This is a genomic window from Aeromicrobium sp. (assembly GCF_025965075.1).
Taxonomy (GTDB): Bacteria; Actinomycetota; Actinomycetes; order Propionibacteriales; family Nocardioidaceae; genus Aeromicrobium.
In genome coordinates this window covers 1-13,570 of the sequence record NZ_JAOPXQ010000239.1, presented here as the reverse complement: position 1 = coordinate 13,570, position 13,570 = coordinate 1, and the positions used below count along the sequence as shown (strand labels likewise).

The 13,570-nt window shown below is 71.9% G+C and carries 14 protein-coding genes; 10 read left to right on the top strand and 4 right to left on the bottom strand.

Features of this window, described 5'->3' with window-relative positions:
* Nucleotides 1-232: 232 nt before the first annotated feature.
* Together JWQ91_RS14295 and JWQ91_RS14290 are read left to right on the top strand one after the other, a co-directional pair.
* Entirely contained in the window at nucleotides 233-1,135 is a 903-nt protein-coding gene (locus JWQ91_RS14295) for an ABC transporter ATP-binding protein (RefSeq protein ID WP_297785487.1), read from the top strand.
* Entirely contained in the window at nucleotides 1,132-2,220 is a 1,089-nt protein-coding gene (locus JWQ91_RS14290; protein WP_297785485.1) for an ABC transporter permease, read from the top strand. Before JWQ91_RS14295 ends, JWQ91_RS14290 begins: the two co-directional genes overlap by 4 nt.
* Before the next feature lie 9 nt (nucleotides 2,221-2,229).
* Here the strand turns inward: JWQ91_RS14290 and JWQ91_RS14285 are convergent, their stop codons facing one another.
* Nucleotides 2,230-2,499: a PLDc N-terminal domain-containing protein gene (locus JWQ91_RS14285; RefSeq protein WP_297785483.1), complete on the bottom strand. Its 270-nt coding sequence runs from the start codon at nucleotides 2,497-2,499 to the stop codon at nucleotides 2,230-2,232.
* A 57-nt stretch (nucleotides 2,500-2,556) separates the two neighbouring features.
* Here JWQ91_RS14285 and JWQ91_RS14280 point away from each other — a divergent pair, with 57 nt between their 5' ends.
* Nucleotides 2,557-2,823 (top strand): DUF4229 domain-containing protein, encoded by a 267-nt coding sequence (locus tag JWQ91_RS14280; protein WP_297785481.1) that lies wholly within the window; start codon nucleotides 2,557-2,559, stop codon nucleotides 2,821-2,823.
* Nucleotides 2,804-3,901, top strand: coding sequence for a PLP-dependent cysteine synthase family protein (locus JWQ91_RS14275; protein WP_297785479.1), 1,098 nt, complete (start codon nucleotides 2,804-2,806; stop codon nucleotides 3,899-3,901). The genes JWQ91_RS14280 and JWQ91_RS14275 overlap by 20 nt, the downstream gene beginning before the upstream one ends.
* Nucleotides 3,902-3,963: 62 nt before the next feature.
* Here the strand turns inward: JWQ91_RS14275 and JWQ91_RS14270 are convergent, their stop codons facing one another.
* Nucleotides 3,964-4,458, bottom strand: coding sequence for a metallophosphoesterase family protein (locus JWQ91_RS14270; RefSeq protein WP_297785477.1), 495 nt, complete (start codon nucleotides 4,456-4,458; stop codon nucleotides 3,964-3,966).
* A 2-nt stretch (nucleotides 4,459-4,460) separates the two neighbouring features.
* A complete protein-coding gene (locus JWQ91_RS14265; protein WP_297785475.1) occupies nucleotides 4,461-5,345 on the bottom strand; it encodes a 1,4-dihydroxy-2-naphthoate polyprenyltransferase in 885 nt (294 codons plus the stop codon).
* 75 nt (nucleotides 5,346-5,420) lie between these two features.
* On the opposite strand from JWQ91_RS14265, the gene JWQ91_RS14260 reads away from it, so the two are divergent.
* Both JWQ91_RS14260 and JWQ91_RS14255 read left to right on the top strand, forming a co-directional pair.
* Nucleotides 5,421-5,981, top strand: coding sequence for a hypothetical protein (locus tag JWQ91_RS14260; RefSeq protein ID WP_297785473.1), 561 nt, complete (start codon nucleotides 5,421-5,423; stop codon nucleotides 5,979-5,981).
* Nucleotides 5,978-7,015, top strand: a complete 1,038-nt coding sequence (locus JWQ91_RS14255; RefSeq protein WP_297785471.1) for an AMP-binding protein — start codon at nucleotides 5,978-5,980, stop codon at nucleotides 7,013-7,015. Before JWQ91_RS14260 ends, JWQ91_RS14255 begins: the two co-directional genes overlap by 4 nt.
* A gap of 28 nt (nucleotides 7,016-7,043) precedes the next feature.
* Here the strand turns inward: JWQ91_RS14255 and JWQ91_RS14250 are convergent, their stop codons facing one another.
* Complete coding sequence (locus JWQ91_RS14250) at nucleotides 7,044-7,703, bottom strand: SDR family oxidoreductase (protein ID WP_297785469.1); 660 nt, start codon at nucleotides 7,701-7,703, stop codon at nucleotides 7,044-7,046.
* A gap of 64 nt (nucleotides 7,704-7,767) precedes the next feature.
* On the opposite strand from JWQ91_RS14250, the gene JWQ91_RS14245 reads away from it, so the two are divergent.
* From JWQ91_RS14245 to JWQ91_RS14230, 4 genes are all read left to right on the top strand, one after another.
* Nucleotides 7,768-8,685: an o-succinylbenzoate synthase gene (locus JWQ91_RS14245; protein WP_297785467.1), complete on the top strand. Its 918-nt coding sequence runs from the start codon at nucleotides 7,768-7,770 to the stop codon at nucleotides 8,683-8,685.
* The gene (locus JWQ91_RS14240; RefSeq protein WP_297785465.1) at nucleotides 8,682-10,238 is read left to right on the top strand and encodes a thiamine pyrophosphate-binding protein; all 1,557 of its coding nucleotides are present in this window, start codon (nucleotides 8,682-8,684) and stop codon (nucleotides 10,236-10,238) included. Before JWQ91_RS14245 ends, JWQ91_RS14240 begins: the two co-directional genes overlap by 4 nt.
* A 68-nt stretch (nucleotides 10,239-10,306) precedes the next feature.
* Nucleotides 10,307-11,890 (top strand): GMC family oxidoreductase N-terminal domain-containing protein, encoded by a 1,584-nt coding sequence (locus JWQ91_RS14235; RefSeq protein ID WP_297785463.1) that lies wholly within the window; start codon nucleotides 10,307-10,309, stop codon nucleotides 11,888-11,890.
* Nucleotides 11,887-13,404, top strand: a complete 1,518-nt coding sequence (locus JWQ91_RS14230; protein WP_297785460.1) for an aldehyde dehydrogenase family protein — start codon at nucleotides 11,887-11,889, stop codon at nucleotides 13,402-13,404. The genes JWQ91_RS14235 and JWQ91_RS14230 overlap by 4 nt, the downstream gene beginning before the upstream one ends.
* Nucleotides 13,405-13,570: the final 166 nt, after the last annotated feature.

The window sequence follows — 13,570 nt, the reverse complement described above, 5'->3', positions numbered from 1 at the left end:
GGCCCATGGTTCTCCTCGCAGCGGCGGGGCTTCGCCCGGGCGCCTGCCTTCGCTCGCTGCGCTCGCTCGGTCGATGGTTTTCCTCGCAGCGGCGGGGGTTTCGCCCGGGGGCCTGCCTTCGCTCGCTGCGCTCGTTCGGCCGATGGGTTTCCTCGTGGCGGCGGGGCTTCGCCCGGGCGCCTGCTTTCGCTTGCTGCGCTCGTTCGGCCCACGGTTCAGTAGGGTCTTCCGCATGGGGGTGGACATCCGTGCCGAGGGGCTCGTCATGGCGTACGGGGACCTGCGAGCGGTGGACGGGGTCAGCTTCAGCGTCGCTCCGGGGGAGTTCTTCGGGCTGCTCGGACCCAACGGGGCGGGCAAGACCACGACGCTCGAGATGGTCGAGGGCCTGCGCAGGCCGCAGGCCGGGACCGTGCGCATCGACGGGCACGAGCCGTGGCGGCGCGAGCCGGGCCTGCAGCGCCGGATGGGCGTGCAGCTGCAGTCCTCCTCGTTCTTCGAACGGCTCACGGCCCGTGAGCAGCTCGACACGTTCGGCGCGCTGTACGGCGTCGCCGCCGGGCGTACCGACCAGATGCTCGAGCAGGTCGGGCTCGTCGACAAGGCCGGCACCCGCACGGAGGACCTGTCGGGCGGGCAGAAGCAGCGGTTGTCGATCGCCTGCGCCCTGATCCACGATCCCGAGGTCGTGTTCCTCGACGAGCCCACGGCGGCCCTCGATCCGCAGGCCCGCCGCAACCTGTGGGACGTCCTGCGCACCATCAACGAGTCGGGCCGGACGGTCGTGCTCACGACGCACTACATGGACGAGGCCGAGGCCTTGTGCGATCGCGTCGCGATCATGGACGCCGGGCGGATCCTCGAGCTCGACACCCCCGCGGCCCTGGTGCGGGGCCTGGACGCGCCGGTGCGGATCAGTCTCGCGCCGGGGACGCTGTCGATCGAGCACGCGCGGGCCGTGGCCGGCGACGACGAGGTGGTGGCCGAGGAGTCGGCGCTGACCATCACGACCCGTGACGCCTCCCGGGTGCTGACCGAGCTCGCGGCGCGCGACGCGCTCGACGGCCTCAGCGTCAAGGGCGCGTCGCTGGAGGACGTCTTCCTCGAGCTCACCGGCCGCGAGTACCGGGCATGAGCGAGCGCGAGCGAGCGAAACGAGCCACGACGCCGTTCGGCAGCCTGGCCCGGGCGATGCTCAAGGGCTTCTTCCGGGACCGGATGGCGTTGTTCTTCTCGATCCTGTTCCCGTTGATGTTCCTGGTCCTGTTCGGCGGGATCTTCACCGACCAGGGCGCGTCGAAGGCCGAGGTCATCCAGGTCGGGCCGGTCGCGGTCCTCGACGACGCCCCGAAGGGCTCCCGGCCGTACGTCGACGAGAGCCTCGACATCACCCGGTCGTCGGACCTGGCCGGAGCGGTCGCGAAGGTCCGCAGGGGCGATGCCGACGCCGTCATCAGCCAGCGCGGCGACACGGTGTCGGTGCGGTTCTCGCAGGCCGATCAGGTCAAGGCCGGGCAGGTCCAGGGGATGTTCGCCGCGATCGTGCAGTCCGCCAACCTCGCGGTCACTGGTGAGAAGCCGAGGTTCTCGCTCACGACGTCGCGGGTCGAGGACATGTCGCTGTCGACGATCCAGTTCTTCACGCCCGGCCTGCTGGGCTGGGCGATCGCGTCCGGCGCGACCTTCGGGGCAGCCGCCAACCTCGTCGTGTGGCGCCGCAACGGGCTGCTGCGGCGGCTGCGGCTGGCCCCCATCCCGACGTCGGCGGTCGTGCTCGCCCGGGTGGCGGTGAGCATCGCGATCGCGCTGGTGCAGGCGGTGATCTTCCTGGCCGTCGGGATCGTGCTGTTCGGGCTCGAGCTGACCGGCTCCTGGCCCATGATCATCCCGCTGCTGGTGGCCGGCACGCTCGCGTTCATGTCGATCGGTCTGCTCGCCGGATCCATCGCGAAGACCGAGGAGGCCGCGATCGGCATGGCCAACTTCGTGGTCCTGCCGATGGCGTTCCTGTCCGGCTCGTTCTTCCCGCTCGACGGGGCGCCGGGGTGGATCTCGGCCGTCGGCACGGTCCTGCCCCTCAAGCACCTCAACGACGGCATGCTCGACACCATGGTGCGCGGCGAGGGTCCCGCGGCGGCGCTGCTCCCGATGGCCTTCCTGCTGGTCTTCGCGGTCGTCGTCAGCGCGATTGCGAGCCGGGTCTTCCGCTGGGACGACTGAGCCCGTCGGTCAGAGACCGCGCAGGTAGTCGGGGTCGTCGTCGGGGCCGCGGGGACCGGGCGGCCGAGGCCGTCCGCCGGGGTCGCGGGGCTTCGGCGGGGCGTCCTTGGCGTGGCCCCAGTAGATCCAGAGCAGGGGACCGCCGACCGGCACGAGGATCACCAGCAGCCACACGACCTTGGGCAGCACCTTGGCCTGGGCGGCGGGCGTGGCGATCAGGTCGTACAGCGCGTAGACGAACAACACGATCCCGAGTACGACCACCACTGCCTTGCCCATGCGCTCCACCGTACTGGGCGCGACGTAACGGCTCGCACCACCGATTAGGCTAGAGGCATGAAGGCATTCTGGACCTACACGCTCGCCCGCTTCGCGGTGTTCGCCGTGTCGTTCGGCCTGGTGTGGGCGATCTCGTCGATCTGGCTCGAGCCGACCAACGTCACGATGATCTGGGTCCTGCTGATCTCGCTCGTGGTGTCCTCGGTGGTCTCGATCTTCGTCCTCGGCGGCCTGCGCGACCGGCTGGCGCAGAGCGTCCAGGAGCGGGCCGCGCGGATGACGGCGCGGATCGAGGAGTCTCGCCGTGCCGAAGACATCGACTGAGAGTCGCGCCTGGATCGCGGAGGCGATCCGCCGGGTCGACGCCGACGCCAACCGCAGCGCCGACACCCACCTGCACGTGCTGCCGATCCCGGTGTCGGGCATCGACCTCTACCTCAAGGACGAGTCGGTCCACCCGACCGGCAGCCTCAAGCACCGGCTCGCGCGCTCGCTGTTCCTCTACGCCCTGTGCAACGGCTGGATCGGCCCGGAGTCGACCGTCATCGAGGCGTCCAGCGGGTCCACCGCGGTCAGCGAGGCGTACTTCGCCCGCCTGATCGGGCTGCCGTTCGTCGCGGTCATGCCGGCCTCGACGAGTGCCGAGAAGATCGCCCTGATCGAGTTCTACGGCGGCCGCTGCCACCTGGTGGACGATCCGGGCACGGTCTACGACGTCGCCCGCGACCTGGCGGCCGGGTGCGGCGGGCACTACATGGACCAGTTCACGTACGCCGAGCGGGCCACCGACTGGCGCGGCAACAACAACATCGCCGAGTCGATCTTCGAGCAGCTCGCGGCCGAGCCGCACCCCTGCCCGACGTGGATCGTGGTGAGTGCGGGCACCGGCGGGACGTCGGCGACGATCGGTCGGTTCGTCCGCTATCGCCGGTTCGCGACCCGCATCGCGGTGGCCGACCCGGAGAACTCGGCGTTCTACGGCGGCTGGGAGGCCGACCGCTCCGACGTCACGACCGACCGGCCGTCCCGGATCGAGGGGATCGGCCGGATGCGGGTCGAGCCGTCGTTCGTCGGCGGGGTCATCGACGACATGGTGCACGTGCCGGACGCCGCCTCGATCGCCACGATGCGCTGGGTCTCGGACATCCTCGGCCGGCCGGTCGGCGGGTCGACCGGCACCAACGTGTGGGCGTCGCTGCAGCTCATCGGGCAGATGCGCGAAGACGGCGAGCAGGGCAGCGTCGTGACGCTGCTGTGCGACGGCGGGGAGCGCTACCGAGGGACCTACTACGACGACGCCTGGCTCGCCGCCAAGGGGATCGACATCGCCCCGTACGCCGCGGCGCTCGACCAGTTCAGCGCGACGGGTGTCCTACCCCCCGCCCCCCTCGGGAACCGCTGACAGTGACGTTTGGGCCCCCGAAACGGTGGTTTGAGGGCCCAAACGTCACCGCCAGCGAGCGGTCAGGTGACGGGGACGATCTCTGCTGACACGATGCGACCGGCGTCGAGGACGAGCCGGCCCATCGTCCCGCGGGGCTGGCGACGCTTGTCGGTCGGCGAGCCGGGGTTGAACAGCCGCTGACCGTCCTGCTCGGTGTCCCACGGGATGTGCGAGTGGCCGAACACGACCAGGTCCGCGTCGGGGAACATCCGCCGCATCCGCACCGCCCGGCCCTGCTTGGAGCCGGAGTCGTGGATCATCGCGACCCGTACGCCGTCGAGCTCGATCTCGAGCGTCTCGGGGGCGCCCCACGCCGCGACGTCGGGGCCGTCGTTGTTGCCCGCGACGACGTGCACCGGCGCGAACGCCGCGAGCTCGTCGAGGACCGACGGCGTGCACACGTCACCCGCGTGCAGGATGACGTCGACGCCCGCGAGCTGCTCGGCGACGGCCGGCGGCACGGCCTTCCAGAACCGGGGCGCATGCGTGTCGGAGACGACCGCGACCCGCAGCATGCTCAGCCGCCGATCGCGAGGCCGACCGCAAGCCCCACGGCGTACGCGAGCTCGGCCAGGCCGGCGTCCTTCAGGACCGGGATCAGCCCGAGCCCCTTCGCGCCGGAGGCCACGGTGTTGGCGGCGCGGCCGATCAGCGGCAGCGCGACCAGGCCCAGCAGCGCCCACGGCGTCGAGAACGCCGCCCACACCAGCATCGCGATCGCGAGGACCATCAGGAGGCCGAAGAAGCGGCGGGTCCCGGCCTCGCCCAACACCACGGCGAGCGTCTTCTTGCCGGTCACCGAGTCGGTCGGGATGTCGCGCAGGTTGTTGGCGACCAGGATCGCGCAGGCCAGGGCGCCGATGCCGATCGACGCGGCGACGGCCGGGACCGTGATCTCCTCGACCTGGACGTACGCCGTGCCGAGCACCGCGACGAGGCCGAAGAACAGGAAGACGCTGACCTCGCCGAGGGCCCGATAGCCGTACGGTGACGGGCCGCCGGTGTAGGTCCACGCCGCGCCCAGGGCGACGACCCCCACCAGCAGGAGCCACCAGGTCGTGGTCGCGGCGAGGACGAATCCCAGCGCCGCGCCCATGCCCAGGAACAGCAGCGCCGCGGCCTTGACCCGCTGCGCCGGCACGAGGCCCGAGCCGACGAGGCGCAGCGGGCCGACCCGGTCGTCGTCGGTGCCCTTGATGCCGTCGGAGTAGTCGTTGGCGTAGTTGACGCCGATCTGCAGCGCGACCGAGACGCCGAGCGCCAACAGCGCCTTCCACCACACCACGGAGTCGGCGAACGCAGCGGCGCCGGTGCCCGCCACGACCGGCGCGACGGCGGCGGGGAGCGTGCGGGGCCTCGCTCCGGCGATCCAGATCTGGACAGGGGACAGCGAGGTCGTCATGACCCGCAGTCTGCCACCCGGATGCGTGTCAATCGGAGATTGACGCGCGTTGGGTGTCAAGCTAGCGTTGACAGCATGACGATCGACGACGCAGAGTTCGCGGACCTCATCGCTCGAGCCGTCGCGCGTCTGGACCCCACGATCGAGCGGCGGCTCGAGACCGAGGCGCAGGCGCACCTCGACCTCGTGGTGCTGACCAAGCGCGCCGACGACGAGGTCGGCAAGCTGCTCAACGCCGCGGTCTCCTCGGCGCGGGCGGCCGAGTGGAGCTGGGAGGCGATCGGCTCGGCCCTCGGGATGTCGCGGCAGGCGGCCCAGCAGCGCTTCGGCCACCGTCCGACGCCGATCCCGGGCACCGCGGAGCACCGCCAGCTCGTGGGCCTCACGGCGTTCAACGAGATGGACCAGCTCAACGCCTGGGGGCGGCACGGCTGGCACTCGGTCGGCTTCGGCCCGCTGTTCCACGACGTCGAGAAGTCCTCCGCGCAATGGGAGCACCGCCGGGCCGTGGTCGGCAGCCGCAAGGCCCGGGACCTGGAGTCCAAGGGCTGGGAGCGGATCGGCTCGATGTGGTTCCCGTGGACCTACCTCAAGCGGCACCTCGACCTCCCGGCCGAGCCCGGGGAGCCCACGTGACCGCGGGCCTGCGCCCGGTCGCGGGTGAGCCCCGGGAGGTGTGGGAGCTCGTCGCGGCGTGGGTCCGCGACGGTGGCGACCCGATCGTCGTGCGTACGTCCGGCAGCACCGGTGAGCCCAAGGACGTGATCCTGTCGCACGCCGCGATGACGGCCTCGGCGCGGGCCAGCCTCGACCGGCTGGGCGGCCCGGGTGGTTGGCTGCTGTCGATGCCCGTCACGGCGGTCGGCGGCCTGCAGGTCCTGGTGCGCTCGGCGCTGGCCGGGCTGGAGCCCGTCTTCGCCGCCGAGCACCCGTCGCTGGGCGCCGCCGTGGCCGCGATCCCGGGGGAGCGCCGGTACGCCTCGCTGGTCCCGACCCAGGTGCACCGCCTGGTCGAGTCCGGCTCGGTGGGGGTGCTCGCCGGCCTGGACGCGCTGCTGGTCGGCGGCGCCGCCGTCCCGCCGGCCCTGCTCGCCGCCCTCGAGGGCGTGCGGGTCGTGCGAACGTACGGGATGAGCGAGACCAGTGGCGGCTGCGTCTACGACGGGATCCCGCTCGACGGCGTACGTCTGCGCGTCGACGACGCCGGGCAGGTGCTGATCGCCGGGCCGGTGCTGTTCGACGGCTACGCCGATCCGGTGGCGACGGCCCGGGTGCTGCGGAACGGCTGGTTCGCGACGGCGGACCTCGGCGGGATCGGGCCGGACGGCCGGCTGTCGGTCACGGGCCGGTCCGACGACGTCGTGATCAGCGGCGGTGTCAACATCGCCCTGCCGGCGGTCACCCGCGCGCTGCGGGGGCTCGAGGCCGTGGGCGACGCGGTCGCGCTGGGCGTCGACGACCCGGAGTGGGGGTCGCGGGTCGTGGCGTACGTCGTCCCCGCCGACGCGGTGTGCCTCGACGGGCTGCGCCTCGACGAGCTCAGGGACGCGGTGGAGGAGACCGGGCTGCCCCGGACCTGGGCGCCGCGCGAGGTCGTCCTGCTCGACACCCTGCCGCTGCTGCCCGGCGGCAAGATCGACCGCCAGGCCCTCCGGGAGGCGGTGCGCTAGCGTCCACCCGCATCGGCGGCGGGAGGGGTCAGCTCACGGCGACCGAGATCGCCTCGGCGATCGGGGTCGTCCCGCCGACGGCCTCCCACTGGCGTCCGATCGTGGCGGGCTCGTCGAGCACCGCCGCGATCAGGGCGGCGACGTCGGCGCGGGGGATCTCGCCGCGATCGAGCTTCTCGGCCAGCGAGATCTTGCCGGTGCCGGGGGCGTCGGTCAGCAGGCCCGGACGGATGATCGTCCAGTCCAGGTCGCTGTCCCGCAGGGCCTTGTCGGCGTCCCGCTTCGCCTCGACGTATGCGACCCAGACCTCGGACGAGTCCTCGGGCACCGGCTCGTCGACACCGATCGCCGAGATCTGGACGAACCGGCGCACGCCGGCCTTGTCCGCCCCGGCGATCGACTTGACCGAGCCGCCGAGGTCGACGGTCTTCTTGCGCTCGATGTTGCCGTCCGCGCCGCCACCGGCTGCGAACACGACGGCGTCGGCGCCGCTGAACGCCGCGGCGAATGCATCCTCGTCGGACGCCTCGATGTCGAGCAGCACGACCTCGGCGCCGAGCCCCTCGAGCTCGGCGGCGTGATCGGGGTTGCGGACGAGGGACACCGGCAGGTGCCCGGCGTCGACGAGCAAGGGGGTGAGGAGGCGGGCGACCTTGCCATGGCCTCCGACGATCGCAATTCGAGTCATGACTCAAACGTACGCGCCGCGCGGTAGGTTGCCATAGGTGCAGCCTCGTACCTTCTCGATCCCGATGACGACCCGATTCCGCGGCATCACCCGGCGCGAGGGGATGGTCTTCGAGGGGGCCGCCGGCTGGGCCGAGTTCAGCCCGTTCCTGGACTACGACGCCCGCGAGAGCGCGCCCTGGTTGGCCGCCGCGATCGAGTCCGCCGACCGGGAGTGGCCGGCCCCGCTGCGCGACCGCGTCCCGGTCAACTGCACCGTCCCCGCGGTCGGCCCCGAGCAGGCCGCCGCGATCGTCCGCCGCAGCGGCTGCAGCACCGCCAAGGTCAAGGTCGCCGAGAAGGGCCAGGCGATCGCCGACGACATCGCCCGCGTCGAGGCCGTCCGCGACGCGATCGGCCCGCACGGCCGGGTGCGCGTCGACGCCAACGGCGGCTGGGATGTCGACCACGCCGTCAGCGCGATCGCCGCGCTCACCATCGCCGCGCACGGGCTGGAGTACGTCGAGCAGCCCTGCGCCTCGGTCGAGGAGCTCGCGGCGGTGCGCCGCCGGGTCGGCGTGCCGATCGCGGCGGACGAGTCGATCCGCCGGGCCGCGGATCCCTTCCGTGTCGTCGAGCTCGAGGCCGCCGACATCGCGGTGCTCAAGGTCGCCCCGCTCGGCGGGGTCCACGCGTGCCTGCGCATCGCGGAGCAGATCGGCCTGCCGGTCGTGGTCTCCAGCGCGGTCGACACCTCGATCGGCCTGGCCGCGGGCCTGGCCCTCGCAGCGGCACTGCCCGAGCTGCCGTACGCCTGCGGGCTCGGCACGACGTCCCTGCTGGACGGTGACGTCGTCGCCCACCCGCTCGTCCCGGTCGACGGGTTCCTCCCGGTCGGCCGCCAGTCGCTCGACCCGGTGGCGTACGAGCGGGTCGCCGCCGACGGCGAGACCGACGCCCGGTGGCAGGCTCGGCTGTCGGCCGTCCGGGCGGTGCTGGCGTGAGCGACCAGCGCGCCGTCGGCGTCGCCCGGCGGCTCGTCAACGCGCTCCTGGGCTTCAAGGTCACCGATGCGGTGCTGGCGCCCGGGTCCCGGTCGGGGCCGCTGGCGCTCGCCCTCGCGGCGGCCGACGAGCAGGGACTGATCCGGCTGCACGTCCGCGTCGACGAGCGGGAGGCCGGGTTCCTGGCCCTCGGCCTGGCCAAGGCCTCGCGCCGGCTCGTGCCGGTCGTGACGACGTCGGGCACCGCGGTCGCCAACCTGCACCCCGCGATGCTCGAGGCGCTGCACGCGGACGTGCCGGTGCTGGCGATCACCGCCGACCGGCCCGGCCGGCTGCGCCACACCGGCGCCAACCAGACGACCGACCAGCGGGAGATCTTCCCGGGAGTCCCGTTCATCGAGCGGGTCAAGCAGCTCTCCGGCGGCCCGGCCCACCTCAACCTCGAGCTCGACGAGCCGCTGATCGAGCCGGTCGAGTGGGACCTGCACCCGGCGTTCGCGGTCAGCAGGATCCAGCGCGACCCGGAGCCCGTCGTCCTCGACCTCGGCCCCCGCACCGTCGTGGTCGCCGGTGACGACGCCCGCCAGCCGGCGCGGATCCTGGCCCGTGACGCGCGCTGGCCGCTCCTGGCGGAGCCGAGCTCCGGCTCGCGCAACGGTGAGGCCCTCGTGGCATACCGCCAGCTGCTCCGGCACGCCCCCCTCGCCGGCCGGATCGAGCGGGTCGTCAGCCTCGGCCACGCGACCCTGACCCGCCCGGTCGCCCAGCTGCTGTCCCGCACCGACATCCCGGTCGTGCATGTCGGGACGCAGGAGACGTTCCCGGTCCCGGCCGGTGACAACGTCGCGTTCGCCGAGGCGGTGTCGACCGAGGGCGCCGACGACCCGGCGTGGCTGCAGGAGTGGCAGGCCGCCGATGCCCTCGCCACCGCGGCGATCGACGCCCTGACCCCCGGCACGCCCTACGAGGTCGCGCGGGCGGTCAACGCCGCAGTCCCTCCGGGGGGTCTGCTGTTCGTCGGCTCGTCGAGCCCGGTCCGGGACCTCGACCTGGTCGCCCGCCCCTATCCCGTGGGCGAGAAGCGGCTCATCATCGCCAACCGCGGCCTCGCCGGCATCGACGGCGTGCTGTCCAGCGCGATCGGCGCGGCCCTCGCCCGGCCGGGCGGCCGGGCGATCGCGTACGTCGGCGACCTGACGTTCCTGCACGGGAGCAACGGGCTGCTGATCGGGCCGGGGGAGCCCCGGCCCGACCTGACGATCGTCGTGGCCTCGGACGACGGCGGCAGCATCTTCTCGACCCTGGAGCAGGGGGCGCCGGAGTACGCCGCGACGTTCGAGCGGGTCTACGCGACCCCGACCGGCGCGGACATCGGCGCCCTGTGTGCCGGCTACCGGGTCCCGCACCGGCTGGTGCCCGCGGCGGACCTCGCTGCGGCGCTCGACGAGCAGGTCGCCGGCATCCGCGTCCTCGAGGTGCCCGTCGACCGGACCGCGCGCCGCAATCTCGAGGCGCGGATCCCGATTGACGTGGCGGCCACGCTGAAACCGTGACACTGGTTGTGTCATCGACATACCCAGAGTAGGTTTGTGGCCCACGTCACCGCCGTCGAGAGGGAACCATGTCGGACGAGACCTTCGACTACATCGTGATCGGATCCGGAAGCGCCGGGGGTGTGGTCGCCACCCGGTTGTCCGAGGACCCCGATGTCAGCGTGCTGCTGCTCGAGGCCGGTCCGGCCGACGACGACGAGATGATCCACGTGCCGCTGGGCTTCTCGACGCTGTTCAAGACCAAGTGGGACTGGAACTACGAGACGACGCCGCAGAAGCACCTCGCCGGCCGGCGGGCGTACTGGCCCCGGATGAAGGCCCTCGGCGGCTGCTCGTCGATGAACGCCATGATCTACATCCGCGGCAACCACGCGGACTACGACGAGTGGCGCGACGCCTACGGCGCGACCGGCTGGGGCTACGACGACGTGCTGCCGTACTTCAAGAAGGCCGAGGGCAACACCCGCCTCGGTGACCCGTTCCACGGCACCGACGGGCCCCTGCACGTCGAGGACCCGACCTACGTGCACGAGCTCACCCGGGCATTCCAGGAGTCCGCCGTCGCGTCGGGCCTCAAGCACACCGACGACTTCAACGGAGCCGGGCAGGACGGCGTCGGCACCTACCAGCTCACGACCAAGAAGGGCCGGCGATGGTCGGTCGCGGACGCGTACATCCGCCCCGCCGAAGGTCGGCCCAACCTGACGGTCCGCACGGAGGCGTTCGTGACCCGGATCGTGCTCGAGGGCAACCGGGCGTCGGGCGTCGCGTACTCCCGGCACGGCGAGGACCTGGTGGCCCGGGCGAACGCCGAGGTCGTCCTCAGCGGCGGGGCGATCAACAGTCCGCAGCTCCTGATGCTGTCCGGCATCGGGCCGGGTGCCCACCTGCGCGAGATGGGCATCGACGTCGCGGTCGAGTCCTCCGGTGTGGGACAGAACCTCCAGGACCACCCCGTGTCGGGCATCCTGAGCTACACCAAGGACACCACCGACCTCGCCGAGGCGCTGGGTCTGGGGAACCTGCTGCGCTGGCGCGCCACGGGGAAGGGCCCGCTGAGCTCGAACGTCGCCGACACGGGTGCGTTCTACGCCTCGCGCGACGACCTCGCCCTGCCCGACATCCAGCTGCACGTCGCGCCGACCGGGTTCCATGACAACGCGATGCACGAGCCCGTGCGAAGGGCTCAGACGACGGCCGTGACGCTGGTCAACGTGCAGAGCAAGGGTCACGTCCGGCTGCGGTCGGCCGACCCGACGTGGCATCCCGAGATCGACCCTGGCTACTTCGACGACCGGGCCGACCTCGATGCCATGATCGGCGGCTTCCGCCGGGCGTTCGAGATCCTGTCGCAGGGCCCGATCACGAAGTTCCTCGATGCACCGTGGATCCCCGCGTCGTCCGATCCGACGGACGACGAGATCATCGAGGCGATCGGCCAGCTCGGCCAGACGCTCTACCACCCCGTCGGGACCTGCGCGATGGGCACGATCGAGGGCAGCGTCGTCGATCCCGAGCTCCGGGTCCACGGCGTGGAAGGCCTCCGGGTCGCCGACGCCTCCGTCATGCCCCGCGTGCCCCGCGGCAACACCAACGCACCCACCATCATGATCGGCGAGAAGTGCGCCGACCTCATCAAGGAGACTGCATGACCGCAACGCTCGAACCGACCACGACCAAAGGCGCGCCCGCGTCGACGTTCGACTCCCTCAACCCGGCCAACGGCGACCTCGTCGGCACCTACCCCATCGCGGGCAAGGCCGACGTGGACGCTGCCGTGGCCCGTGCCCGTGAGGCCGCCGGCTGGTGGGGCGCCCTGTCGTTCGACGAGCGGGCCGAGTACCTGCTGACGTGGCGCAGCGTCATCACGCGCCGGATCGCGCAGCTCGCCGACATCTCCCACCGCGAGACCGGCAAGCCGCACGGTGACGCGCAGCTCGAGATCGTCCTCGCGATCGATCACATCACGTGGGCCGCCAAGCACGCCAAGAAGGTCCTCGGCGCCCGCAAGGTCAAGGCCGGCCTGCTGATGGCCAACCAGGCCGCCTCGGTCGAGTACAACCCGCTCGGCGTCGTCGGCGTCATCGGCCCGTGGAACTATCCCGTCTTCACGCCGGTGGGCTCGATCGCGTACGCCCTCGCCGCCGGCAACACCGTGGTCTTCAAGCCCAGCGAGTACACGCCGGGCGTGGGCCAGTGGCTCGCCGACACGTTCACCGAGGTCGTCCACGGACGCCCCGTGCTGCAGGTCGTGACGGGTCTGGGCGCGACCGGCAACGCGCTGTGCACCGCGGACGTCGACAAGCTCGCGTTCACGGGCTCGGGCCCGACCGGCAAGAAGGTCATGGCGGCCTGCGCCGAGAACCTCACCCCCGTCATCATCGAGGCCGGCGGCAAGGACTCCCTGATCGTCGACGAGGACGCGGACCTGACCAAGGCCGCCGAGGCGGCCCTGTGGGGCGGCATGTCCAACGCCGGCCAGACCTGCATCGGCACCGAGCGGGTCTACGTCCACGAGCGCGTGTTCGACTCGTTCATGACCGAGATCCTCGACCAGGCCAAGGGCCTGCGCGCGGGCGCCGACGCGGGCGCCAAGATCGGTCCGATCACGATGCCGTCGCAGCTCAAGATCATCCAGAGCCACATCGACGACGCGATCGCCAAGGGCGCCAACGTGGCCCTCGGCGGCTCCGACGCCGTCGGCGAGCGGTTCGTCCAGCCGACGATCCTGACCCACGTCCCCGAGAACTCGACCGAGATCACCGAGGAGACCTTCGGGCCGACCCTGGCGATCAACCCGGTCAAGAGCATGGCCGAGGCCGTCGAGCTGACCAACGCGACGTCGTACGGCCTGGCCGGCGCGGTGTTCTCCAAGAAGCAGGGCATGGAGATCGCCCGGCAGATCCGCTCGGGCATGACGTCGGTCAACGCCGTCATCGCCTTCGCCGGGGTCCCGACGCTGCCGTTCGGCGGGGTCGGCCAGTCCGGCTTCGGTCGCATCCACGGGCCGGACGGGCTCAAGGAGTTCACCTACGCCAAGGCGATCACGCGGCAGAAGTTCCGCCCCGTCATGATGCACACCTCGTTCACGCGCGACGCCAAGACCGACAGCCGGGTCGCCCAGCTCATCACGGTGCTGCACGGCGGGAAGCAGACGCTGAAGTGAGCCCCGATCTGAGGTAACCGGCCCCCACATCTAGGCATCTCGCCCGATGTGGGGGCCTACCTCATGCGCGCACGATCGAGTCATGATCATCGATCCGCAGACCTTCATCGCCGTCGAGATGGACCGGCACCTGGCTGCCGCCGAAGCCGCCCGGGCGGCCCGGGCC